At 59.6% G+C, this 23,366-nt stretch carries 18 protein-coding genes and 4 pseudogenes; 12 read left to right on the forward strand and 10 right to left on the reverse strand.

The genetic code is table 11. From position 1 onward, the window contains the following. The first annotated feature begins 3 nt into the window (after nt 1-3). Both ACSQ2W_RS20035 and ACSQ2W_RS20040 read left to right on the forward strand, forming a co-directional pair. The gene (locus ACSQ2W_RS20035) at nt 4-789 is read left to right on the forward strand and encodes a hypothetical protein (protein WP_436088938.1); all 786 of its coding nucleotides are present in this window, start codon (nt 4-6) and stop codon (nt 787-789) included. Next, a complete protein-coding gene (locus ACSQ2W_RS20040) occupies nt 786-1,637 on the forward strand; it encodes an SDR family NAD(P)-dependent oxidoreductase (RefSeq protein ID WP_436088002.1) in 852 nt (283 codons plus the stop codon). Before ACSQ2W_RS20035 ends, ACSQ2W_RS20040 begins: the two co-directional genes overlap by 4 nt. A 103-nt stretch (nt 1,638-1,740) precedes the next feature. On the opposite strand, the pseudogene ACSQ2W_RS20045 reads toward ACSQ2W_RS20040, so the two are convergent. Then, nucleotides 1,741-1,896: pseudogene (locus ACSQ2W_RS20045) on the reverse strand (recombinase family protein); the annotation flags it as partial. 219 nt (nt 1,897-2,115) lie between these two features. After that, the gene (locus ACSQ2W_RS20050; RefSeq protein WP_436088003.1) at nt 2,116-5,448 is read right to left on the reverse strand and encodes an AAA family ATPase; all 3,333 of its coding nucleotides are present in this window, start codon (nt 5,446-5,448) and stop codon (nt 2,116-2,118) included. Between the two features lie 238 nt (nt 5,449-5,686). On the opposite strand from ACSQ2W_RS20050, the pseudogene ACSQ2W_RS20055 reads away from it, so the two are divergent. After that, nucleotides 5,687-6,783: pseudogene (locus ACSQ2W_RS20055) on the forward strand (IS1595 family transposase). A gap of 77 nt (nt 6,784-6,860) precedes the next feature. Here the strand turns inward: ACSQ2W_RS20055 and ACSQ2W_RS20060 are convergent. Beyond that, on the reverse strand, nt 6,861-7,424 hold the full coding sequence (locus ACSQ2W_RS20060) for a magnesium transporter (RefSeq protein ID WP_436088004.1): 564 nt from the start codon (nt 7,422-7,424) through the stop codon (nt 6,861-6,863). A 315-nt stretch (nt 7,425-7,739) separates the two neighbouring features. Here ACSQ2W_RS20060 and ACSQ2W_RS20065 point away from each other — a divergent pair, with 315 nt between their 5' ends. Next, nucleotides 7,740-8,573: an IS5 family transposase gene (locus tag ACSQ2W_RS20065; RefSeq protein ID WP_436088005.1), complete on the forward strand. Its 834-nt coding sequence runs from the start codon at nt 7,740-7,742 to the stop codon at nt 8,571-8,573. 102 nt (nt 8,574-8,675) lie between these two features. Continuing rightward, nucleotides 8,676-9,008, forward strand: a pseudogene (locus ACSQ2W_RS20070) (transposase); the annotation flags it as partial. Here the strand turns inward: ACSQ2W_RS20070 and ACSQ2W_RS20075 are convergent. From ACSQ2W_RS20075 to ACSQ2W_RS20105, 7 genes and pseudogenes are all read right to left on the reverse strand, one after another. Beyond that, nucleotides 8,963-9,607, reverse strand: a complete 645-nt coding sequence (locus tag ACSQ2W_RS20075) for a PQQ-dependent sugar dehydrogenase (protein ID WP_436088939.1) — start codon at nt 9,605-9,607, stop codon at nt 8,963-8,965. The pseudogene ACSQ2W_RS20070 and the gene ACSQ2W_RS20075 overlap by 46 nt on opposite strands. Nucleotides 9,608-10,030: 423 nt before the next feature. Continuing rightward, on the reverse strand, nt 10,031-10,087 hold the full coding sequence (locus tag ACSQ2W_RS20080) for an excalibur calcium-binding domain-containing protein (protein ID WP_436088940.1): 57 nt from the start codon (nt 10,085-10,087) through the stop codon (nt 10,031-10,033). 4 nt (nt 10,088-10,091) lie between these two features. Further along, a pseudogene (locus tag ACSQ2W_RS20085) lies at nt 10,092-10,289 on the reverse strand (transposase); the annotation flags it as partial. 260 nt (nt 10,290-10,549) lie between these two features. After that, a complete protein-coding gene (pdxA, locus tag ACSQ2W_RS20090) occupies nt 10,550-11,530 on the reverse strand; it encodes a 4-hydroxythreonine-4-phosphate dehydrogenase PdxA (RefSeq protein WP_436088006.1) in 981 nt (326 codons plus the stop codon). Between the two features lie 65 nt (nt 11,531-11,595). Further along, nucleotides 11,596-12,729, reverse strand: coding sequence for an iron-containing alcohol dehydrogenase (locus ACSQ2W_RS20095; protein ID WP_436088007.1), 1,134 nt, complete (start codon nt 12,727-12,729; stop codon nt 11,596-11,598). A gap of 404 nt (nt 12,730-13,133) precedes the next feature. Continuing rightward, the gene (locus ACSQ2W_RS20100) at nt 13,134-14,324 is read right to left on the reverse strand and encodes a sialidase family protein (RefSeq protein WP_436088008.1); all 1,191 of its coding nucleotides are present in this window, start codon (nt 14,322-14,324) and stop codon (nt 13,134-13,136) included. Nucleotides 14,325-14,336: 12 nt separating this feature from the next. After that, nucleotides 14,337-15,242, reverse strand: a complete 906-nt coding sequence (locus ACSQ2W_RS20105) for a dihydrodipicolinate synthase family protein (RefSeq protein WP_436088009.1) — start codon at nt 15,240-15,242, stop codon at nt 14,337-14,339. Nucleotides 15,243-15,540: 298 nt separating this feature from the next. Between ACSQ2W_RS20105 and ACSQ2W_RS20110 the strand changes: the two genes are divergently transcribed. The 7 genes from ACSQ2W_RS20110 (at nt 15,541) to ACSQ2W_RS20140 (ending at nt 23,145) form a co-directional block, all read left to right on the forward strand. Then, on the forward strand, nt 15,541-17,193 hold the full coding sequence (locus tag ACSQ2W_RS20110) for an ABC transporter substrate-binding protein (RefSeq protein ID WP_436088010.1): 1,653 nt from the start codon (nt 15,541-15,543) through the stop codon (nt 17,191-17,193). A gap of 139 nt (nt 17,194-17,332) precedes the next feature. Then, nucleotides 17,333-18,289, forward strand: coding sequence for an ABC transporter permease (locus ACSQ2W_RS20115; protein WP_436088011.1), 957 nt, complete (start codon nt 17,333-17,335; stop codon nt 18,287-18,289). A 3-nt stretch (nt 18,290-18,292) separates the two neighbouring features. Continuing rightward, complete coding sequence (locus ACSQ2W_RS20120; RefSeq protein WP_436088012.1) at nt 18,293-19,255, forward strand: ABC transporter permease; 963 nt, start codon at nt 18,293-18,295, stop codon at nt 19,253-19,255. Next, nucleotides 19,255-20,289, forward strand: a complete 1,035-nt coding sequence (locus ACSQ2W_RS20125; RefSeq protein ID WP_436088013.1) for an ABC transporter ATP-binding protein — start codon at nt 19,255-19,257, stop codon at nt 20,287-20,289. The genes ACSQ2W_RS20120 and ACSQ2W_RS20125 overlap by 1 nt, the downstream gene beginning before the upstream one ends. Then, entirely contained in the window at nt 20,289-21,281 is a 993-nt protein-coding gene (locus tag ACSQ2W_RS20130) for an ABC transporter ATP-binding protein (RefSeq protein ID WP_436088014.1), read from the forward strand. The genes ACSQ2W_RS20125 and ACSQ2W_RS20130 overlap by 1 nt, the downstream gene beginning before the upstream one ends. After that, a complete protein-coding gene (locus ACSQ2W_RS20135) occupies nt 21,278-22,378 on the forward strand; it encodes a four-carbon acid sugar kinase family protein (RefSeq protein ID WP_436088015.1) in 1,101 nt (366 codons plus the stop codon). Before ACSQ2W_RS20130 ends, ACSQ2W_RS20135 begins: the two co-directional genes overlap by 4 nt. Before the next feature lie 8 nt (nt 22,379-22,386). Then, the gene (locus ACSQ2W_RS20140) at nt 22,387-23,145 is read left to right on the forward strand and encodes a FadR/GntR family transcriptional regulator (RefSeq protein WP_436088016.1); all 759 of its coding nucleotides are present in this window, start codon (nt 22,387-22,389) and stop codon (nt 23,143-23,145) included. Nucleotides 23,146-23,366: the final 221 nt, after the last annotated feature.

The following is a 23,366-nucleotide window of genomic DNA, read 5'->3' on the forward strand; positions in this document are numbered from 1 at the left end:
ATGATGCGAGGACGAGCCCTCAAGCTTTCCGCAGGACGACGCCTTGTCGGAGATCTGATGCGGTTCTCGATCGGGATCCCACGGGTCACGGTGCAGCGTCAGATGAATCTTGGTGCGCTTCAAAAGGCCCGAATGACGGGGCAAAGCAAGCCATCCTGGACGGTACTTTTCCTGAAAGGATACGCGCTCCTTGCCAGAGAGACCCCAGATCTTCGGCGTGCTTACGTCAAATTCCCCAGACCACAGCTCTATGAATACCCGGTCAGCGTAGCCTCCATTGCCCACGAGCGCGAGTATGACGGTGAGCGCGTCGTGCTGTTAAGTACGATCAAGTGTCCGGAGCGCTCTTCCGTCACTGAACTTGAGGCCTTGATCCACGCGGCCCGAACGCTGCCGATCCCGGAGATCAAGGAGTTCCGGCGTGCGTTGAAAATGGCTCATGCGCCGGGGCCAATCCGATGGCTTCTCATGTGGCTCGGCTTGAATATAGCGCGGAAGCGGGCGCACTATTTCGGCACCTTCCAGTTGTCGGTCTATTCGGGCCTTGGGGCAGAATCGCTGAACCCCCTTACGCCCTTGACGACCCTTCTCAACTACGGTCCGATCTGCCAGGATGGGTCGGTAAACGTCCGCATTCACTACGATCATCGAGTGATGGATGGCGCGAATGTCGCGCGGGCATTGGAGCGTTTTGAACAGATCTTGAATAATGAAGTCGCGGGTGAACTCACAAGCCTTGCTCAAACTGGAGCCTTCTCCGAGGCGATGACCCCAGGCGCGGCGTTATGACCCTGCACAGCGATGTTCGCATGGCTGTCGTTGTGGTGGGTGCGTCCCGGGGCATCGGCAGGGCAATCGCCAAAGTTGCCGCCAGGGAGGGCACTCCGGTCGTGCTCGTCGCGCGTTCGTCTGAAGCGCTGGCCGCTGCGGCGACCGACGTGCTACAGGCAGGAGGCGATGCATTTCCGCTGGAGCTTGATCTTGTGGCAAGCGATGCGACAGCCCGCCTGCAAGATTTCCTTACCAGCAACGGCTTAACCTGCGATGTCCTGGTCAACAGCGCCGGGTATGGTTTGCGAGGAGCAGCCACGACACTTCCTCTCAAGGATCAGCTTGGCATCATCGACCTCAACATCCGTGCCCTCAGCGACCTGACACTGCACTTCCTCCCGGGGATGGTTGCACGTGGCCGTGGTGGCGTGCTCAATCTTGCCTCGGTAGCCAGCTTCACACCCGGTCCCAATATGGCTGTGTACTACGCCAGCAAAAGTTTCGTACGATCTTTTTCGGAGGCACTGCATCAGGAACTGCGCGCCACTGGTGTAACCATCACATGCGTTGCTCCTGGACCCGTGGCAACAGAATTCCTCGAACGGTCCGGCGCCAACAGGGCGCCGCTGTTTAAGATATTACCCAAACTGAATTCGGAATACGTGGCCAAACGGGCGTGGAGCGGGTTCAAATCCCGTCGTCGCCTTGTCGTGCCAGGTGCATCGGCCAAGCTGGCCGTGCTTGCCGCTGCGTTGATACCCAATGCAATCATGCTTCCATTGATTAGCCGACTGCAACGAAGAAGCAGTGACCCCTGCCCTTGTGGCTCAGGTATGCAATACCGAAAATGCTGCGGTGCGCGCTGATTTCAATCGAGAGAACAGCAAAGTCGGGTCCATCCCCGCAAAGGTACAGAATGCGACATAGGATTTACGGTCCTGTGTTTGCATCGTCCTGACAGTGTTCCGATCAGGCGTTGGCCTTAGGCAGTGTGTCAGGCTCGATTTTCAGGACGCGCCTTGCGTGATCACGCAGTTGGCCGGCCGGTCCGACGTATCGGTAGAGCGTTGCACGGCTGATGCTGAGTTCGCGGCATAGGTCTGCGACATTGGTGTCGCGATTGGCAAGTGTTCCGCGCTGCTACCGGCCGTCAGATGCGCAGAAGCCCGGATGGCGGCATCATCATCAAATCGGTCGTAGCTGTCTTTGGTTGATAAAGGCCACGTACATTTTGAGCAGTTCCTGTTCCGACCCAAACTCGGGATGATGGGCTCGGAAAACGACGCTGCGGTACGCTCATCGTGGGCGCAGCAACTCTCCCCGCACGCGAGAGAGCCCGCTAGTCTAGTAAAGCGCATCCAACGCCGATTGTGCCGCGGTGAGGTCCACCAAAGGGTACTTGGTACCAAACCTATCAATCACTGCGTGCAGACGTGCCGCAGCATCCTCGACGCGACCTTGGCGTGCCAGTACTAGCGCTAATTGTGTGGTGGCGCGTAGCTCAAAGAGTTTCGCCTTCTGCCGACGCGCAGTAGCGATTGCTGTTTCGAACAAACCCGTCGCAGCCGTCAGGTCTCCTTCTTGCGCCGCGATCTGACCACGAAGTCGAACACATTCTGCCAGGTAGGACGCTTCGTCCGTATCGAAAATGAGCGTGTCGACATCATCAAGTATTCGCGATGCCTCCTCGATGCGACCGATGGGCACGAGAAGATCACATAGCTCGCACGCTCGATGAGGAGTGTGGAAAACCACGCCATTCCCGCGCCAAAGAAGCATGCTTTCCAGGACATCATTTATGCCGGCATCGCGTTCACCAAGGTGCCAGCGAGCATAGCCACGCCACCTAACGCCGCCACTTCGGCGCTCCGTGTAGCCGTGCCTTTCGCAAATTTCGACGATCTTGGTAGCGTTCTCGAGTAGTTCCTCGTATCGACCGAACACGGCACATAAATCGCATTGAGTGAGATAATGCCAGGCGAGGTCAAAGGGCTTTTCGAGCTGATCAACAGCTCCCGCCATGCGCTCTTTCAGTTGGACTGCAGCATCGACCAAACCCATAATTATCGCCGAGCTGCTAAGATAGAACTGGGCAACAACGCTTTGATCCCCACCACCCAGCAAAATATGCAGGCTGGGATCAATGCGATCAGTCAGATCTAATGACCTACGCAAGGCCTCGGATGCCCGTATTTGTTCTCCCCGATTGAAATGAGCCACTCCCCTCCACGTCCAAAGGCCGCCCATGTAGGCCGGAGGCAAAAGATCGGCGCTTCTCGTTTGTTGCTCCTCAATAATCGTCAGATAGTCGCTGTTGCGCCCGGTGGCGAAATAAAAGGGAGCGAGTGAAAGGACTGCATCACATTGCAACTGGACTAAATCAGTGTTCGCGGCAGCAAGCCGTGCGTCTTCAAGCGTTCTCCTAAGGCGCTCTGAACGATATCCTTCGGCCTGCATCAACGCATTAGCCATAGAGAGGTGGAGACGGGTCATCCGTTCGGCACCCCCGGGCACGTCGCCCAGTCTCTTGCTGCACTCAATTGCACTGGCAAAATTCGACAGAGCTTCGCGAATGGCAGCTCGAGCCACTGCCGCCTCTCCGGCCTTCTGCCATCGCTCGAGAGCCGCCGCCCAATCCCCAGCTTCCTGCAAATGGTGCGCGAGCAGTTCGGGGTGCACCTTCGTGATTTCGGTCCCTTGTTCCTCCAGCACAATTGCGACACGCCTATGCAATTCCTGGCGCTTGCCACGTAGAAGCGTGCTATATGCTGCGTCCTGAACGAGCGCGTGCTTGAAGAGGTACGTGGCGAGTGGTCGCGTCCCGTGACAGAAGACGAGCCCGGCCCCGACAAGTTGATCCAGTGCCCCATTCAGCTCAACCGAGTTCCGCCGTGCGACTGCTGCGAGCAATTCGTAGGAGAACTCGCGGCCAACAACAGCACCGACTTGGGCGACCTCCTTGACGACAGAACCGAGTCGATCGAGCCGCGCCATAAGTGAAGCGTGGAGTGTCGCCGGAACGTTCGATACGGTCGCAGCCGCCCGCGAGAGTACGGTACTCGAGTTGCCGCTCTCCAGCACTGCCTTCGTCAGTTCCTCGACGAAGAGTGGCACGCCATCAGCACGTTCGATGATCTCCATCGCGACGTCGTTCGGCAGCTCGCCTTTGCCAACCATTTGCTGAACGAGCGCGGCACCTTCACGTTGGTCGAGGCGATTGAGCAGGAGCACCGTGACGTGGGCCTGACCGGTCCACGGCGGTTGAAACTCGGGACGGTATGTGACGAGAAGGAGTACTGGCAGGCGCGCTACCCGTTCGATTACGAGGTCGAGCAGCTCGAGCGAACTAGGGTCGATCCAGTGCACGTCCTCGAAAAGCATCAGCACCGGACCTTGGCCCGCTAGCGCTTCGAGTTGGCCGATGAGCACTTCAAACGTCTTTTCTTTCTTTCGTTGGGGCGACAGCTGAAGAGGTGGGAAGCGGCCTTCGGTCGGCAACGACAACAGCTCAGCGAGCAACGCTCCGTCCTCTGGTGAGGTCGGAGCAAGCAGCGCCATCAGTTTGCCTAGTTTCATCTCCGGGGTATCGTCCCGTTCAAAACCGGCCGATCGTTCGAGCTGTGCAATGGTCGGGTGGAGCGGGCTGTCCCGGCGATGCGGTGAGCAAAAATAGCGGAGGCGGGTGTGCGGCTGATCCTGTATACGTTGTTGCAGGGCGACGGCGAGCCGCGACTTTCCGATCCCCGGTTCGCCTGACAGCAGCACGACGCGGCCTGCATCACTTTTTGCGCGGTGCCAGTAGCGTTGCAGCAGGTCGAGCTCTTCTTCACGACCTATCAACGGCGTAGGGGTCGTCCCGTGAAGCGCCTCGAACCGACTTTCGACAGCGCTTTCGCCAACCACCTGATAGTGACGGATGAGCTCCGGGAAACCTTTCACCGCGATTGCGCCAAAATCCCGGTATTCGAAAAGATCGCCGAGGAGTTCTTTCGTTTGAAGCGCGATCACCACTGCGCCGGGCTCGGCCAGAGCTTGCAAACGTGCAGCAAGGTTGGGCGTCTCGCCAACGACGCCGCGCTCCTGCCCCTCGTCCGAGGTGATCAGATCGCCGACGACAACTTGGCCGGTCGCGATGCCGACGCGAACCCGCAAAGGCTCCGACTGCTGAAGCCCTGCGACCGTGTCGACAAGCGCAAGGCCGGCTCGCACCGCCTGCTCCGGGTCGTTCTCGCGCGCCTGCGGGTAACCGAAATACACCAACACGCCGTCACCCATGTACTTGGCCACAAATCCGGAAAACGCGGCGATCGTATCTGCGACACAGCGATGGTAAACCCCTATGATCTCACGCAGATCTTCGAGATCGAGACGCGACGCGAGCGCCGTCGAGCTAACGAGATCAACGAACATGACGGTCAACTGCCGGCGCTCGGCACTGGGCTCGACAGTGGCTGGCTGAATTGTAGTCTCGGTAGCGGTTGGGTTTGAGCGATTTGTCGACGGCCCTAGTTCCCCAATTGCCTTGAGGAGCCGCTTACGATGCCCGAGCAGAATACCGAGCTGCTTCAGGTCCGCGTCGGTTAACTCGGATAAAACTTCTGCGTCGATGGCATTCTCCCGGAATGCCTGTTCGTATTGTTCGAGACCGAGACGACGCAACCAAGCGGCAATGTGCACCCCAGTTCCCCCCGGCGCCTGAATTTGTCTCTGAGAGACATACTAGCTCAAACGGCTGAGAATTCCTCGTCCTAATCTGCGACTGTCGAAGGGCGACGCGGCGCGGCGTTTGTTTCGGCTCGCTTGTGCGGTGTTTGTTCCGCTTTTGTGCGTTGGCTTTTATCAACCAAAGACAGCAAACACCTTGTAATGTAGGGTCTTGCATGCGATTCTTCGATCAGTCCCGAAGGAGATAAGTATGTCTAAAATGATGCTAGCAACGCTTTCCAATATTCGGACAGTTGAAGCATGGTTGCCGCGTTTAGGGATGAGGAGCATTGCCGTCGTTTGCTGGAAGGCATGGTATGGCCGAATGGCAGGGTCTGCCCCGCCTGTGGGTACAAGCGCTCGATCGCGATAGCTGGCCGCGACGTGGGCAAGCGGCGTGCGCGGCCGGGTCTCTATCAATGCTCCAGCGGTGATTGCCGGTTCCAGTTCACGGTGACAACACACACGCCCCTGCACGCCACGAAACTTCCCTTGAGCGTGTGGCTCAAAGCGATGTGGCTGTTGCTGCAGTCGGACAAGGGCTTGTCCTCGGTCCGTCTCGCCGAGACACTTGGGGTGAGCCAACCCACAGCCTGGCGGATCGGTCATGCGCTGCGTCTCATGGTCGCGCGCGAGAACATGCTCGACGGCACGGTAGAGATTGACCATTTCTATCTCGGTGGCGGGCCACGAAAGCATCCCGATGATCCATCGCTCGGAAGAGGCCGCAAGGGGCAAGCGAAAACGCTGAAGACGCCGGTCTTGGCGATTGTTCAGCGACCCGCAGACGTCACCCCGGGTTCCGCTGCGGGCGACGCTCGCGCCGCCGTCGTTACCGGTCTTTCATTGCGTGCTGCCGTAGGTGCGATTGCACCACAAGTTAAGCTTCAGGCACATTTGATGAGTGACGAAGCAAAGGCATTCATGGCTATTGGCGAGAGCTTTGCCGCACACGAGACGGTCAACCACACCAGCCGCGAATATGTCCGTGATACCGTCCACGTCAATTCGGTTGAAGGATTCAATGCTCGGGTCCGCCGAACCATCGCAGGCGTTTTTCATCACATCAGCCCGGAACTTGCCGACCTATATTTCCATGAAATCGGCTTCCGCTGGTCCCAGCGCATTGTCACCGGCCAAGCTGTGCGAAAAAGCCGAAATGGCAGGGAAAGCATGAAAACCCTTTGGTCGCGGGTGCCGCCGTCGCTGCAATTGCTGCAAGTGTTCCGCGCTGCTACCGGCCGTCAGATGCGCAGAAGCCCGGATGGCGGCATCATCATCAAATCGGTCGTAGCTGTCTTTGGTTGATAAAGGCCAACAACGCTAAAGGAGATCAGATCGCGAACACGAAACGGATAGACCGATAAAGCGCGCGTCGAACCAGGTCAGGTTCCAAAAAGAATGAAGGTGGCCACGATCAGGTAAACAAGCATGCTTAGATTGTCCGATACGGCGGTCGTGATTTCGTCAGTGCCAACGGCGGGGTCTCTGCCCATTTTGTGAAATGCGATCGGTATGAGCATGCCCGCCAGCACGGCGATCACGCCGTTGACGACCATCGCTGTCGCTACGGTTACAGATAGCCCGAAATCTTGAAACCAGAAATAGCTGAACACGCCCATCGGCAGTCCGCTCGTAAGTCCGAGGCAAAAACCCACCAGCAATTCCTTAAAGAAGATTCGCCGGGTACGCATGCGGCCAAGGGCGAGCTCTCTTACGAAAAGAGCAAGGGTTTCGGTCCCGATGCTGTCGCTCATATAGACGATCATCGGGACAAAGAAGACCAGCTCGATCCGTTCGGACAATTCCTCCTCATAGGTCTGGCCGATCCAGATCATCACGATACCCGCAGCTACGCTTAGGAGTATCCAAGGCGAGCGCCTCCTCACTTCGTATCCGAAATGCGCCTTGGCGACATTCAATTCAGTATCCGGTTGCTGTGAAGCCATCACTTTGATCTCCACTCACGCCTGAACGTGACGCAGCATCGCGTCCCACCCTCAAGCTTCGCCGTCATTGACAGACGCGCCAGCCTCTGGTGTTTGGCGCAAGCGAGCGTCACGGGTGATTAGATCGATCTACGCTGCAAACTCATGGGGGGAGGATCGACCTCATCTGATCGCAGTATATCACGGTGGTGTGACCTCTGGGGCTTACGACGAAGATGTGAACACATCTCGTCTTAGAGGCTGCCTCAAAAAGATGTGAGTGATTTCAGCCAGTTGTGATTCCTTCGGATTTGCGAAGATTCGATGGAGATCACGATGGCCTGGACTGAAACCACCCGGCGGTATTATGTCCGTCGGACGAGCCGTTATGCAAGCGATGTTACGGATCGCGAATGGGAATTCATTGCACCGTTCCTGCCTGCGCCACGGCGTCTGGGCCGGCCGCGCAAGACCGATTTGCGCGATGTTCTAAACGCCCTTCTCTATATCGCCTCGACAGGCTGCCAGTGGCGGATGCTACCGAAGGACTTTCCGCCCTGTTCGACGGTGCAGCGGTATTTCTATGAATGGCGAGCAATGGGTCTGTGGTCACGGATCAACCATCACCTCGTCATGGAGGCGAGAGAACTGGAGGGGAGAGAAGCCTCTCCGACGGCCGGTGCCATCGACAGCCAAAGCGTCAAAACGACTGAAAGCGGCGGTATCCGGGGCTTTGATGCGGGCAAGAAGATCAAAGGGCGCAAGCGCCACATCATCGTCGATACGCTCGGGCTGATGGTCGGCCTCACAGTGCACAGCGCCGATATCCAGGACCGCGATGGTGCTCCCGATCTCCTGAAATCCATCCGCAACCGATGGCCATGGCTCCTTCATGTCTTCGCCGATGGCGGCTATGCGGGCGGCAAGCTGAAAAAGCGGCTGCAGAAAATCGGGAAATGGACACTCCAGATCATCAAGCGTTCCGACAAGGCGAAGGGTTTCGAAATCCTGCCGCGACGCTGGGTTGTTGAGCGAACCTTCGCATGGCTGGGCCGATGCAGAAGACTGGCTAAGGACTTCGAAAAATCCATCGCTTCAGCAGAAGCATGGATAACCATCGCCCACATCCGCATGCTCACCAGACGCCTCGCAAGATACGGATATCGTTAAAGCCTTTTCGAGTCCGACTCTCAGAGGCTGCCTCAAAAAGATGTGAGTGATTTCAGCCAGTTGTGATTCCTTCGGATTTGCGAAGATTCGATGGAGATCACGATGGCCTGGACTGAAACCACCCGGCGGAATTATGTCTGTCGGACGAGCCGTTATGCAAGCGATGTTGCGGATCGCGAATGGGAATTCATTGCACCGTTCCTGCCTGCGCCACGGCGTCTGGGCCGGCCGCGCAAGACCGATTTGCGCGATGTTCTAAACGCCCTTCTCTATATCGCCTCGACAGGCTGCCAGTGGCGGATGCTACCGAAGGACTTTCCGCCCTGTTCGACGGTGCAGCGGTATTTCTATGAATGGCGAGCAATGGGTCTGTGGTTACGGATCAACCATCACCTCGTCATGGAGGCGAGAGAACTGGAGGGGAGAGAAGCCTCATCGAGCAAGGCCCCACGCCCTATCTCGACGGCGTGGCTTCTCGATAGCAGCGGAAAAACAGCAGCCTGATCAGAAGGACTGTTTCTGTTCCCATTGTTGTAGAAGCTGATCGCCTGAGCGAGATTCTCGTAGCTGCCCGTTCGGCCAGGACCTTCCAGATACGGCCAACCGAAATTGGATCCTGCAGGGCCGGTGCTTATTTCCTCCCAAGTGGTCCAGCCGACATCTCCGACCACAGGCAGGTTGGTCACTGGATCGAAGGTGAAGCGATAGGCGTTGCGCACGCCGGAACAGAATACCTTGGACTGATTGCTGTTCGGATCTGCGGGGTCATAGAAGGGGTTCCCCGGAACGCCCGCGCCGGTAATGGGATCTATCCTCAGGACTTTGCCGGACAGATTGTGAATGTCCTGAGCGCGAACCGTGCGAGGGTCCATGAAATTGTATGACGTGCCGTCTCCGTTGCTGAAGTACAGCATGCCGTCGGGCCCGAAATGGGGGATGCCATGGCTTGCGCGGCAATGTTTGCCCTCAACGGGGAACTGCACTCTCCCTATGCTCCTCCGGCGCGCGGCCGCGCTGCGAAAGAGGCGGTCCATCAAGTCTGGACCCAAGAAGCGGGCGGCGGTTCGATGCCGGCCGTTCGGGCGATCTGGCCTGGTGTCTGGCACCTTTTCCGAGGGTAGGTCACCGGCGATGGCACGTCACTCAACATTTTTGAGCGCCATGCGATGGAGGTTGAACGCCGAGGTCAAGCTTTGTGGCGCATAGTATCTGAAGAAGCAGCTTTGCCGATCGTGCCTTTTCATATCCAGCAGCGCCTTCAAAAAATTGTGGGGATGCCCGAGATCATAAATCAGTTTCACCGATGATGAGTAGATGTGCGGATGACGAATAGCGACGAGAAAAATCCCTCCGGCACAGGGACAACACTGAGGCCCCTTCAGCCGGCAAGCACGCCTTAGGGAACACCCCTATCCTAGTCGTAGCGATCGCCGGATTTTCTCGCTACTAGATCTCACTCACTCGCAGCCTATTCCATCATTGTCGCGATCAAGGCCATAAACATCTGTTCCGATGGCGAAATTCCCTGGGCATCATCCGCCACTGGCACCCCGTCGTGGCGATGTAAAGCAACGCATTCAAGCTGCGCGGTCTGCCCAACCGCCTCGGTCCAGGCAGGCAAGGCGAGATCAATCCCCATTCCCGGTCCGTCAGATCGCTTACATACCGCATTGCGCGTCGGGCATATTGCCGACGGGTGAAATCAGTCCAGCCCATTGTGGTGTCCGTTCGGCGCGATCGCACTACATCACTCTCGATGACACCGGCGCGATGAATGCAGCAAAGGCGGACCCTGTCGGTTTCGTCATTTTGCCAACCGGCGCAGAGACCGGGCTGGGAAGCAATGTGACAGCGCGAGATTTCAGACGGTACGTTCGAGGAGCCTCCTCGTCTCACCCGCGAACTGGAGGCGGGCATCCCGATGAGGCGTCGGTCGCGCGTGCACGGTGATCCCAATGGAGGTTCGTGTCGGGTTTTTACTCCACAATCGCTCTCGGTGAGCGGGCAACCAGTCGCGCATAGTCGATTGCCGACAACATGTTCGCGTGGTTTGCCTTGCCTGTGCCGGCAATGTCGAAGGCGGTCCCGTGATCGACGGAGACACGATCGATCGGCAGCCCGAGCGAGACGTTGACGGCAGTCTCGAACGCGACGAGCTTGATCGGGATATGGCCCTGGTCGTGATACTGCGCCACCACAAGATCGAAGGCGCCGCCATAGGCACGGGCGTAGACGGTATCGGCCGAAATCGGACCGACGACATCGATCCCCTTTTGCCGCGCCAGTTCGACCGCCGGCGCCAGGAACTTCATGTCCTCGTCGCCGAACAGGCCACCCTCGCCGCAATGCGGATTGATGCCGGCGACGGCAATGCGAGCCCTGCGGCCAAGCCGCAGGAAATGTTTGTGCCCCGCCTCGATCGTCGCCAGCACCCGCTCGACGGTCGCCCGTTCGATGGCGGTGCGCAGCGACACATGCGTCGAGACATGGATCGTGTTCAGCCGCTCGGAAGCGAGCAGCATGAAGGAGCTCTTCGACCCGGTGAGATGGGCAAGAAGTCCGGTATGGCCATCAAAATGGTGGCCAGCGAGGTTCATCGCTTCCTTGTTGATCGGTGCCGTGACGATGCAATCGACATCGCCGGCCATGGCAAGCTCGACCGCGCGCTTGATGTAGCGCACGGACGCGTCACCCGCCACGGGACTGACCTTGCCGATCTCCGGCAGGCTGCCGTCGATCGCCACTTCATCGACCGCAACGACACCGGCAGCCGGCATCTCGGAAAACCGCAGTTCCGTTCCCGTCACCCTGTTCGCCCGCTCCAGCGCCGCGACATTGCCTATAATGACGAAGTTTGCCCGATCGGCCTCCGGCAGTGTCGCCAGCGCCTTGACGATGACTTCCGGTCCGACGCCGGCCGGATCGCCGAGTGTGACGGCTACGCGTGATGTGCTCATGATCAATATCCTCTGCGGGCGTTGCTGCCTCTGCGGTCCGGCATGGTGAGCGCGGGCCTATTGTCTCAATAGGCGGCTTGGTAGATCGAAAGAATGTCGCTCCGGCCAAGCTCGCGCGGATTGTTGTCGAGAAGGCGACGAATGGCGAAGGCGTCGTCGGCCATGATGCCGAGATCGTCAGCGGGCACGCCAAGGGCCGAAAGCCGCATCTCGATGCCAAGCCCGGCGCAGAAGCCGAACGACGCGTCGAACACCGATGCCTGGTCGGCGCTCGCCTTAAGGTTCAGCGCCTCGATCACCTGTTTCGTCTTTTCGGTAACGGCGGGCGTGTTGAAGGCCAGAACATGCGGGAAGATCAGGGCATTGGCTGCGCCGTGGGCGATATGCCAGCGGGTTCCGAGCGGATAGGCAAGCGCGTGCCCGCCGGCGGTATTGACCGGACCGAGACAGAGGCCGCCATAGAGCGAGGCAAGCGAGAGCCCTGCCCGCGCCTCCGCATCCGAACCGTCAGCGACAGCGCGGGCGAGATAACGCCCGACCAGGCGAACCCCCTCGATCGCATAGAGATCGATCATCGGGTGGGCCTTGCGGTTGGTGAAGGCCTCGACGCAATGCGCCATGGCATCGACGCCTGTCGCCGCCGTTGTTGGCGCCGGAACCGTAAAGGTCAGCGCGGGATCGATGACGGCGATGTCGGCAAGCATGTGGATGCTCTCGACCGCAAGCTTGGCCTGGGTTTGCGGATCGGTAACCAGGGCGCGAATGCCCGCCTCGCTGCCGGTGCCGGATGTCGTCGGCACTTGCGCAAGTCCTGCCCGGCGTGGTTGCGCAACCTTGCCAGCACCGACGACCTCTCGCAATGTCTGGACGGAACCGGCGAGCACCGATGCGAGCTTGGCGAGGTCCATGGCGCTGCCACCGCCGAAACCGACAATCAGGTCGGCGCGCACCTCGTTTGCGACGGACAGAAGCAAATCGAGATTATCCGTGTCAGGCTCGGGCCTGACTTGCGAGAAGACGGTGACGTCGCCCGGCAACTCGAGACTATCGACGCGGGACGCGTTGAAAGCATCGGAGACGACGAGAACGCGCGAAAAGCCCTGAGCGGCCGCCCAACTCCCGAGTTTTGCCGCGACACCAACGCCGAACTCGATGATTTCAGGTCGAACGATCGTGATGGGCGCGCTCAGGCTTGTCATGATGGATCCTCGTATCTAGGTGTATGCGCCCATCCGACGGTCGCAGCAACATGTAAATTTGTTACACAAGCCGAGCTTTTTTGGCAAGAGAGAACTTGCGATCGTCTGTCTTTTCTGCCTCTCCGGTGAGATGATACTGCAGCGTTGCACGCATTATCTATTTGTTTCGATTACATTTCATCGCTAGTTGGCACATGGACTGCAACTGCACGATACCTGTAACGCTAGCACAAGCCGGCATAAGCCGATCGTCAACACCATGTAAAATTATGAGCTTTTAGCGGTTTTCCTACACTAAAAAGGGCGGTTCTTGGCCAACTTGTCAAAATTTTGGCCCAATGAGGCGATTTTTCTGACGTGTAACCGCCTGCCGAAGCCCGTTGCGCCCGGCAGACTTCAGCCCCTCAACCGAACGCCAGGCGCACGTATTTGATGGCGCGGCGATAATAGGTGTAGGCGATATGCAGCGATCCATCCGCCCCTTCCACGATCGAGGGATAGGAATATTCGCGATTGAGCGCATCCTTGGAATTGTTGGTCAGGCAATAGCCATCGCCGGTATCGAGATCGCGCCGGCGTGAGAAAGTCCGGCCTCCGTCATCGGAGAAGGCGAGGCTCATCGGAGAGCGGGGAACGCCCCAGATTGCCTTGTGCGCCAGGGAACCCGCGACAATTTCGGATTTCTCGCCTTGCACGCCGTCTTCCGCCTCGATCTCGTCATAGAGCGAATGGCGCCGATCATCCGAGGTCGAGGCATTGGAATGGTTATAGACGATGGCGACCCGTCCGCCTGAAAGGCCGGCGGCCTGGATCGACGAATTGTTGTTCGGCAGCTCCGTCGGTTCCGGCGCGCTCCAGCTCATGCCACCGTCGGCGGAGACGCTGCGCAGGATTTGCTCGGCAAAACGGTTACGATAAAAAGCCATCATACGCCCTCCGTCTTGCGCGACGATGTTCATATGCACCGCTCCGACGCTGTCGGGCACATCGACCATCTCCCAGGTCTCACCGGCATCGCGCGATACGAGAACGGCCGCAGTATCGACGTCACCGGTCCAACGCGCTCCAGGCACCCCTATGCAACGGAAGGCCGGAAGAAGCCAGGTTCCCTGGGCGTTGACGACGATCGGCTGACGCACGAATGTGCCCGGAATGTCGCAGAGGACATCGACGGGACCGAATGTTCGGCCGCCGTCCAACGAGACCCGTCGCTTGACAATGGCACCGTCCTGATTTCCCGAGGTTTGCGACGTGAAGATCAGCCAGACCTTGCCGTCCGGTGCTGCGAAAAGAACGGGGTTCTGCTCCGATCTCTGCGGATCGTCCGACATCTTCTCGGGCTGCGACCAGCGGGATGAGCCCGCCACGAGCTGCGACATATAGATCGAGATGTCGCCCATGCCTTCCATCGTGCCGCCAAACCAGACGCAAGCGAGCGTTCCGTCGGGCAGAAAAGCGAGATTTGCGGCGTGATTTTGCACACAAGGCGAAGGCAAAAATGCCTCGAAGCGCCCTTTCTCCAGAGGATGCGGCGAGAGTGCACCGTTCATCAACGCCGGAATTTCGTCGGGCCGAAGGCCAGAAGTGGTGAGCATGGCCATTGCCCCTTACGGTAGTTGCGCGAACTTGGTTGCGAGATCTGCCTGTTCGGCCGCACTCAGCGCCATCAATGGCGGTCGCGGGCGCGCCCAGGCGGCATTGCCGTTCTTCAATCCCACCATTGCCTTGATCGTCGGGATCTGGACATAGGAATTGGAGAGAGACCGATAGGCGCTGATGCGCGCCTGCGCCACTTCGACCTCACCCGCACGGGCCGGATCGCTGGCGTGGTCGTAGACGACCCGCAGGGAATCGGCGACCAGATTGGACGTCGCTGTAATACAGCCCGCGCCGCCAGCCTTGATCAGCGGCAAGAGCAGCGGATCGGCGCCTGCAAGCACGGAAAACCCGGGGAACGCTGCCACAAGCGCCTGCATATTTGCAAAATCACCGGCGGAATCCTTGATCCCCACCACCGTATTCGGGAACGCCTTGATCAGTCGCCCGATCAGCGGAAGCGTCAGCGGAATGCCGGAAACCTGCGGGATGTGGTAGAGCACGATACGAAGCCGGTCGTCGGCGATCGCCTCGATGATCTGTGCATAGGCCGCAAAAAGCCCGTCGTCCGAAACACCCTTGTAATAGAACGGCGGCAACATGACGACGCGGGTAACACCGACCGACAATGCATGCCGGGTCAGTTCGATCGTTTCAGGGATGGCGGCAACGCCGGTACCGGGCATCAGTTGGCTGGCGGAAATACCGGACTTTAGCGCAGCCTCGAGGATCTGCCGGCGTTCTGCCGAGGAGAAGGAATTGGCCTCGCCTGTCGTGCCCAGCAACGCCAGGCCGTGACACCCCTCCTCGATCAAACCGTGGCAATGGGCGGTGAACAGGCCAAGATCTGGCGTATAGTCGGCATTGAGCGGCGTGGTGGCAGCGCTGTAGACGCCGCTTATCCCTTGAATTGCCATCCTGCGAACTCCTCCTGCTCTGCCTGACGCGTTCGGTCTGAACCGCTAAAGGCACCCGTTTTTCCCGCAATCATGACAACTTGTCAAGGAAAATTCAGCGCGTGAAAATCAGCGTGGAAAATATCCAATTGAATAATATAGGCTTTATCCGAAAACAGAATACGGCAGTGAATGTCTGAAAGAATTAATGTTGACATATTTACAATATCAATCCAGTCTCTGACCTCATCATGGCGCGGCAACCTGTCAGGAACCAGACAGATGGAGGGCGCGATGACTGGATCTATGGGAGGATCAGATGTCTAATCGAAACAATGGAAACGGCACGTCACACCTGCAGATGACGCGCCGCAACGCCCTGAAACTCGGCCTCGGCACGAGCGTGGCCTTTGGCCTCTTCGGCCTGAATGCCCGCATCGTCGTGGCGCAGGAAGGCCAGGTACTGAAGGTTGCAAACCCAGCCTTCAATCAGGATTGGTCGCCGTTGCGCGGCGGCGGCGTGCCATATCGCTGGAATTCCGCCTGGTGGGCGTCACCGATGTATTTCGACAGCAAGGGAGAATTGCATCCTTACGTATTTACAAGCTGGGAGCCGGATGCCGACAACAAGACCTGGACCTTCAAGATCGACCCGAAGGCCGTGTTCTCGGATGGTAGCAAGATTACCGCCGAGGATGTGAAGGGCTCCTGGAACGTCTCGGCCATGCCCAACACCAAGAACCAGCGCGCCGACCAGGTGCTGAGCAAGGTCGCCGGCTATGCCGACGTCAGCGGCGGCAAGGCCAAGGAAATTTCCGGCATTGCGACGCCGGACGAAGGCACCGTCGTCGTTACCCTTTCCGATGCCGACCCGATTTTCTTCATGCGCCTGGGCAACCATATCGCCCCGATCACCAAGGCATCGCAGTCGCGTGGCGAAGACGGCGAGGAAGTCGCCGATTGGTACATGCCCGACAATGGCGCAGTCTTCTCCGGCCCATTCAAGCTGACCAGTATCGACCTTGATGCCGGCAAGCTGGTGTTCGAGCCGAACGAGAATTTCTTTGGCCCGAAACCGAAACTCGCGCGCATCGAGATCGACTCGATCGAGGACAACGTCACCGCGACCTCGCTTTTGAAATCCGGCGAATACAACGCCCACACCGAACTCGTCACCTCGACCATTGTGCAGGACCTCGGCGCCAGTTTCGCAGAAGGCCCGCTGATCCCGACCAGCCAGCATTTCTGGTTCAATTCGTCGCGTGCGCCCATGGATGATCCGAAGGTTCGCCAGGCACTGATCATGGCCGTCGATCGCGAGGGCCTGATGAAGGCCTCCTTCCCGGATGGGCCGCACAAGAAGACCGACCAGATTCTCAACTCCGTGCCCGGCGCCGACAATTCCGGCTTCGAGCCCTATCCTTACGATCCGGAAGGCGCAAAGAAGCTTTTGGCGGAATCAAGCTATGGCGGGCCGGAACGCCTGCCCAAGCTTCTCTTCGTCGGCATTTCCGGTCCGGCCATCGAGGCGGCAGCACAGTTCATCGCAGAGCAATGGCGCCAGAACCTCGGTATCACTGCCGTCGACATGAAGCCTCAGCAGGATGCCTATGCCGGCCCCGACCAGAACGCGGTGCAGATTTTCCGCGACGATGTCGGCACGCGTGTTCCAGACGCCGTCTCGTATCTCGCCGGGTCCATCGCCTCGACCTCCTCGAACGCGCAGAACAAGCTTGGCGGATACAAGAACGACAAGGTCGACAGCCTGCTGGCAGAGGCCGCAACCAAGGCGGTGGATGATCCGCAGCGTGTCGCGCTTGCGCTGGAAGCCCAGAAGGCGTTCCGTGAAGACTGGAGCTTTATCCCCTGGTACGCCCAGGCCATGTCGCGCTGGGCCACCGACAAGGTGACCGGCATGGAAAAGAACCTCGACTGGCAGGTCGTGGCACCTTGGGACATCTCGGTCGCTTGAGGCCAAACGAATATATTTCCTGTGCGGGGGCGCGCGCCGCCCCCCGCACAGATTTCGATTGCTGGAGTATGATAGCGCGAGCTTCGCCACGGCGAGAACTCGAAGCTTGACCTTCTGAAAACCAGGGTGGGAGACTGCCATGCTGCGCTACATTACGACCCGTTTCGTCGTCTGGATTCCCTCCGTCCTGCTTGTCATGCTCGGCGTCTATGCCTTGGCCTATTATGGTGCCGGCGATCCGATCAAGCTGATCTTCCTGCGCGCGCCGGGCGACGTCGCCTACAATCCCGAGCGCATCGAGGCGATCCGCGAAAGTGCGGGTCTCAACCGGCCGTTCCTCGTGCAGTTCGGCAGCTATATCTGGAACCTGCTGCATGGCAATTTCGGCAATTCTCTGAGTTCCGGCCGCTCCGTTTGGGCGATGATTTCGGCCGCCGCCCCCGTTTCCTTCAAGCTGGCACTCTGTTCCATCATTCTGACGGCCGTCGTCGCCATTCCACTCGGGCTGATCGCGGCGCTGAATCAGAACACCCGCACCGACTATGCCATCCTTGGCTCGGCCCTGTTCCTCTGGGCGATCCCCGCTTACGTTGCAGGCCCGATGCTGATGGTGCTCCTGATCATGGTTCTGCCCGGGTCGGCCGTTCCCTATGGCTGGGGCGGCATCTTCGACGTGCGCATTCTGCTTCCCCTACTCGTCCTTTCCTTCCAGCCGATCGCCCTGATTGTCCGCCAGACACGTGCTGCCGTGATCGAGGTGCTGTCTGAGGACTTCGTCCGCACCGCCCGTGCCAAGGGCGTGCCGGAAACCATGGTGGCCCTGCGCCATATCCTGCGCCCGGTTCTGACACCCGTCGTCACCCAGCTTGGTCTGATCATGATCACCATCGTCAACGGCGCGATCTTCGTCGAACTCGTCTTCGGTTTGCCGGGTCTCGGCCGCCTGACGGTCAAGGCCCTGACCAATACCGACTATCCGGTCATTCTTGCCGTCACGCTGATCGGCTCGTTCCTGGTGATGATCTCAAACCTCCTGGTCGATGTGCTCTATCCGCTGCTCGACCCGCGCGCCAACGACACCAGAAGGAGCCGCTGACTCATGTCCATCGTCCCTCTGACCAGCCCTGTCGGCACTGATATCGAACCACCCGTCAGCCTGTGGCGCGATGCCTGGCACAGGCTGCGCCGCAATCGGCTTGCCCTTTTTGGCCTCGTCATCGTCGTCATTCTCGCTTTCACCGCGGCCTTCGGCCCATATCTGACACCTTACGACTTTCTCAGCCAGGATCTGAACGCGCGCAACCTGGCGCCGTCGATGTCGCATCTCTTCGGCACTGACGATCTCGGACGGGACGTGTTCAGCCGCGTCATCTACGGCACGCGCACCGCCTTCCTCGTGGCCGTGGTCGTCACGTTCATCGCCGTTCTCATTGGCGTTACTCTGGGCGCGATCGCCGGCTTCTTCGGTGGCTTGCTCGACAGGATCGTCATGTGGGTCACCGACATGACCATGTCGATCCCCAACCTGCTGCTTGTCGTCGTCATCAATGCCTCGCTGAAATCGCCGATCGCCAGCTGGATGGAGAGCCGTTATCTGGCGACCTTGAATCCCATCTATCGCGAAACCATCTGGGTCGATTTCCTGCTCGTCTTCGGCTCGATGGCGCTGATCTCCTGGCCGCCCTATGCCCGCCTCGTCCGCGCCCAGGTGCTGTCGATCCGCTCACGGCCCTATATTACCGCGGCGCAGGCGCTTGGCCTGACCAACCGCATCATCCTGATGCGCTATGTCGTGCCGAATGCGCTTGGACCGCTGATCGTCGCTGTCAGCGCCGGTCTCGGAACAGCCATGGTGCTGGAAAGTGCCTTCTCGTTCCTCGGCGTCGGGGTAAACCCGCCGACCCCGAGCTGGGGCAACATGATCTCGGACGGCCTGCGCGTCTGGCAGCATTATCCGCATCTGCTGGCCGCCCCCGCCGCCGTTCTCGGCCTTGCCTCTGTCGCCTTCTCCTTCCTCGGCGATGGTCTCAACGATGCCCTCAATCCGCGCGGAGCAAGGTGATGATGATGGCCAACGACATTCGCCCTGAACCCACAGCCAAGACCGGTGAGCGTCTGCTGGACGTGAAGGGCCTGACGATCGAGATCGAGACGCGAAACGGCCCCGCGACCATTGTCGATGGCATCGACCTGCATGTCGACAAGGGCGAGACGCTCGGCATTGTTGGCGAGTCCGGCTGCGGCAAGAGCCTGACGATGCTCAGCCTGATGCGGCTTCTGCCCAACAAGATCCACGTCACCAAGGGCGAAGCCAATTTCGCCGGCCGCGACCTGCAAAAGATGTCGAACGCCGATCTGCGCAAGGTGCGTGGCGGCGAGGTCGGCTTCATCTTCCAGGACCCGATGACCTCGCTTAACCCGGTGATGCGCATCGGCCAGCAGCTTGCCGAGCCGCTGATCTATCATCGCGGCATGACCAAGGTAGAGGCGCGCAAGCGGGCCGGCGAACTCCTGAAGCTTGTCGGTATTCCCGGCGCCGAGGAACGCCTCGATGCCTATCCGCACGAGCTCTCCGGCGGCATGCGCCAGCGCGTGATGATTGCCATCGGTCTTGCCTGCAATCCGCAGCTTCTGATAGCAGACGAGCCGACGACCGCGCTTGACGTGACGATCCAGGCGCAGATCGTCGATCTGGTGAAGGAGCTGCGCGACAAGCTTGGCATGTCCGTCGTCTGGATCACCCATGACCTCGCGCTGATCGCCGGTCTCGTCGACCGCATCAACGTGCTCTATGCCGGTACCGTGGTTGAGGATGCGCCGGTCGATGCGCTGTTTGCCACTCCGAGACATCCCTACACACAGGGGCTTCTCGCCTCGATCCCGAAGCTTACCGACGAACGCTCGACACGCCTCAGTTCGATCGGCGGTACACCGCCGGAACCGGGCCGCCGTCCGAAGGGCTGTCCCTTCGCGCCACGCTGCCCGCTGGCCGAGCAGATTTGTCACGATCGCGTTCCCTCGCTGGAAGGCATTGGCCAGGTCGGCACGCACCGTGTCGCCTGCTTTGTCGCGCAACGAAAACTGGAGGCTGCGTGATGGGCGCCCAACCGCTGATGCGCATCGAAAATCTGGTCAAGCACTTCCACGTCCGGCTTGGCGCCTTCGGCGAACGCGCGGCGACCGTGCATGCGCTGGACGACGTCAACTTCGAAATACTCGAAGGCGAAACCCTGAGCCTCGTCGGCGAATCCGGCTGCGGCAAGTCGACCACCGGCTTCACGCTTCTCAACCTGCACCGGGCGACAGGAGGCAAGGTCATCTATCAGGGAAGGAACATCGTCGAGCTTGATGAAAAAGCGATGCGACCCTATCGGCGGCAGCTTCAGATCGTCTTCCAGGATCCCTATTCGACGCTCAACCCGCGCATGACGATCGGCGAGGCTGTGGGCGAACCGATCCTGTTTCACAAGCTTGCAACCAAGGCTGAACTGCCGCAGAAGATTTCCGAACTGCTTGCCGATGTCGGGCTGCCACCACGCTTTGCCTCGCGCTACCCGCATGAACTGTCCGGTGGCCAGCGCCAGCGTGTGGCGATCGCCCGCGCCCTTGCCTGCCAGCCGAAATTCATCGTCTGCGACGAGGCGATCTCGGCACTCGACGTTTCGGTCCAGGCACAGATCATCAACCTGCTTCTGGATCTGCAGCAGAAATACGGACTGACCTACCTTTTCATCGCCCATGACCTTGCGGTGGTCCGCCATATCAGCGACCGGGTCGGCGTCATGTATCTCGGCCGCCTGGCAGAACTGGCAACCCGCGAGGAACTGTTCGAGCATCCGCTGCATCCCTATACCAAGGCGCTTTTGTCCGCCGTGCCCGAGGCCGATCCGGCGCATGAGCGCAGCCGCAAACGCCAGATCCTGCAGGGTGACGTGCCGAGCCCGCTTTCGCCGCCGTCCGGCTGCCGTTTCCACACGCGCTGCCCGATCGCCATGGATGTCTGCAGCAAGGTCGTGCCGGAATGGCGCGAGGCCCGACCCGGGCACATGGTCGCCTGCCACGCTGTCACCGAGGGCTTGCCCGGATGACGCTGCAGGTTGCCATCATCGCCGATGACCTGACGGGTGCGCTCGATACCGGCACGCCCTTCATCGAGGCCGGCCTGAAGGTGGCGGTGGCAATCGAGGTGGAAGCGCTCACCGAGGCAATGAACCGTGCACCCGATGTCGTGGTGGTCAATACCGCGTCGCGGGCGCTGCCCCCAGGCGAAGCCGCCGAACGGATCGTGGCAGCTTTAACAAGGCTCGGTCCGGCTGGGCCGCACATCCTGTTCAAGAAGATCGATTCCCGGCTCAAGGGCAACGTTGCCGCTGAAAGCATGGCGCTCGCCCAGGTTTCAGGTCGCGGCCGGATTATCGTGGCGCCCGCTGTCCCCGATCAGCAGCGTTTCACGATCAATGGCGTCGTCACGGGCCGTGGCGTTGACGTCCCCTCGCCGGTTCGGCCGCTGTTTCCCGAGACATCCCTGCCCATCGATGTCTGCGACGCCGCCAGCGACGCGGACCTGGATCATCTGGTCGCCCGCGCCGATTGGTCCGCGGTGGTTGCCGTCGGCGCACGCGGGCTCGGCAGTGCCCTTGCCCGGTCGCTGGCAAGATCGGCCGGGACACACCCGGCATTTTCGCCAACGATCGAAACACTGTTCGCTTTCGGATCGCGGGATCCGATCACAGCGGCCCAGATCGAGCATCTCGTAGAAAATTGCAAGAGCGTTACCGTAGTGAAAGCGCCTGCCGGCGACCTGCCGCCTCACCTTATCACCAGGCTTCCTGCCGTGGCGCAATGCTCAGGCGAGCAGGCCGGGCACGCTGAAGATGTCGTTCGCCTTTTCGCCGAGCGTATCGGCAAAACCGTCGAAAGGACGAAGCCGGATATGATCATGATGGGCGGCGGCGATACGGCGCTGGCGATCCTGAAGGAATTGGGCGCAACAGTGCTCATCCCGAACGGCGAAATCGACGCGGGCATCCCCTGGTTCGAGATCGAAGATATGCATGGCCGGACAATCCGTTGTGCCGTAAAATCGGGGGGCTTCGGCAATATCAATTCTTTGCTAAAACTCATTCCGGAGAATCTGCTACGGCAAAAGATGTCCAACGAGACAAGGATCGAAAAACAGGCGTGATGAAGAAAATGGCGCAAGATGCCCCCTCAATCGGAGAGCCCGGCCAGGCCGCCAAACCGGAGCGTGGGAAATCCGTGAGGCTGGTCGATCGGGTCTTCGACCAGTTGCGCGAGCGCATCCGTTCCGGCAACTACCCACCGGATTCCCGCCTGCCGGGCGAGCACGAACTGGCCGCGATCATGGGTGTCTCCCGCCCGATCGTGCGCGACGCGCTTGGACGCTTGCGCGAAGAAGGCATGGTCTATTCGCGCCAGGGCGCCGGCACCTTCGTCAGTGCCCAGGCGTCGCCTGCGACGCACCTTGCCTATTCGCCGGTCAAGACGATCGCCGACATCCAGCGCTGCTATGAGTTTCGCCTGACGATCGAGCCTGCGGCGGCTTTTTTCGCCGCCCAGAGGCGCGACGAAGCCGCCCTCCAGAGGATTGCCGCGGCCCTTGCCGACCTGCGCGAGGCGACAAGCCATCAGCTTCATCGCACCGATGCGGATTTCGTGTTCCACAGATGCGTCACCGAAGCGGCCAACAATCATTATTATACGGCCTCGATCGAGGCCCTTAAACCGCACATCGCAGTCGGCATGCACCTGCATGGCCTGTCGCTGATGGGACCGAGGCTCGGACTGGAAAAAGTGTTCGAGGAGCATAACGCCATCTATCAGGCGATTGCCGATGGCCGCGCGGAAGACGCGGAAAAGGCGATGCGACTTCATCTCGAAGGTTCCCGCAACCGCCTCTTCGAAGACCGCGTCCTCGATCTTTCCTTCTGATCGCCCCAAACAGAAAAAGCCGGCGCTCCTTGCAGGACGCCGGCTTTGAAGTCTGTTGTCAGGCTGCTGAAGGTGAGTTGGAAATTCGTCGCCGGAAAAAATGCGCTCTGCCGACACAGGGATCGAAGCCATGTCGTTCGGCTGAACCACATGATCCAGGTTTCGTATGTACCAAGCTGCACGACAAAGGCGACGTTCTTTGAGGACCGGCTGTCGTGGAG

It is taken from the genome of Pararhizobium sp. LjRoot255, from assembly GCF_964252905.1.
In the GTDB taxonomy this organism is placed as follows: domain Bacteria; phylum Pseudomonadota; class Alphaproteobacteria; order Rhizobiales; family Rhizobiaceae; genus Pararhizobium.

Coding starts and splice junctions, on each gene's coding strand:
- ACSQ2W_RS20035 (WP_436088938.1), top strand. CDS start 4: ATGCGAGGACGAGCCCTCAAGCTTTCCGCAGGACGACGCCTTGTCGGA.
- ACSQ2W_RS20040 (WP_436088002.1), top strand. CDS start 786: ATGACCCTGCACAGCGATGTTCGCATGGCTGTCGTTGTGGTGGGTGCG.
- ACSQ2W_RS20060 (WP_436088004.1), bottom strand. CDS start 7,424: ATGGCTTCACAGCAACCGGATACTGAATTGAATGTCGCCAAGGCGCAT.
- ACSQ2W_RS20065 (WP_436088005.1), top strand. CDS start 7,740: ATGGCCTGGACTGAAACCACCCGGCGGTATTATGTCCGTCGGACGAGC.
- ACSQ2W_RS20075 (WP_436088939.1), bottom strand. CDS start 9,607: ATGGACCGCCTCTTTCGCAGCGCGGCCGCGCGCCGGAGGAGCATAGGG.
- pdxA (WP_436088006.1), bottom strand. CDS start 11,530: ATGAGCACATCACGCGTAGCCGTCACACTCGGCGATCCGGCCGGCGTC.
- ACSQ2W_RS20095 (WP_436088007.1), bottom strand. CDS start 12,729: ATGACAAGCCTGAGCGCGCCCATCACGATCGTTCGACCTGAAATCATC.
- ACSQ2W_RS20100 (WP_436088008.1), bottom strand. CDS start 14,324: ATGCTCACCACTTCTGGCCTTCGGCCCGACGAAATTCCGGCGTTGATG.
- ACSQ2W_RS20105 (WP_436088009.1), bottom strand. CDS start 15,242: ATGGCAATTCAAGGGATAAGCGGCGTCTACAGCGCTGCCACCACGCCG.
- ACSQ2W_RS20110 (WP_436088010.1), top strand. CDS start 15,541: ATGTCTAATCGAAACAATGGAAACGGCACGTCACACCTGCAGATGACG.
- ACSQ2W_RS20115 (WP_436088011.1), top strand. CDS start 17,333: ATGCTGCGCTACATTACGACCCGTTTCGTCGTCTGGATTCCCTCCGTC.
- ACSQ2W_RS20120 (WP_436088012.1), top strand. CDS start 18,293: ATGTCCATCGTCCCTCTGACCAGCCCTGTCGGCACTGATATCGAACCA.
- ACSQ2W_RS20125 (WP_436088013.1), top strand. CDS start 19,255: ATGATGATGGCCAACGACATTCGCCCTGAACCCACAGCCAAGACCGGT.
- ACSQ2W_RS20130 (WP_436088014.1), top strand. CDS start 20,289: ATGGGCGCCCAACCGCTGATGCGCATCGAAAATCTGGTCAAGCACTTC.
- ACSQ2W_RS20135 (WP_436088015.1), top strand. CDS start 21,278: ATGACGCTGCAGGTTGCCATCATCGCCGATGACCTGACGGGTGCGCTC.
- ACSQ2W_RS20140 (WP_436088016.1), top strand. CDS start 22,387: ATGGCGCAAGATGCCCCCTCAATCGGAGAGCCCGGCCAGGCCGCCAAA.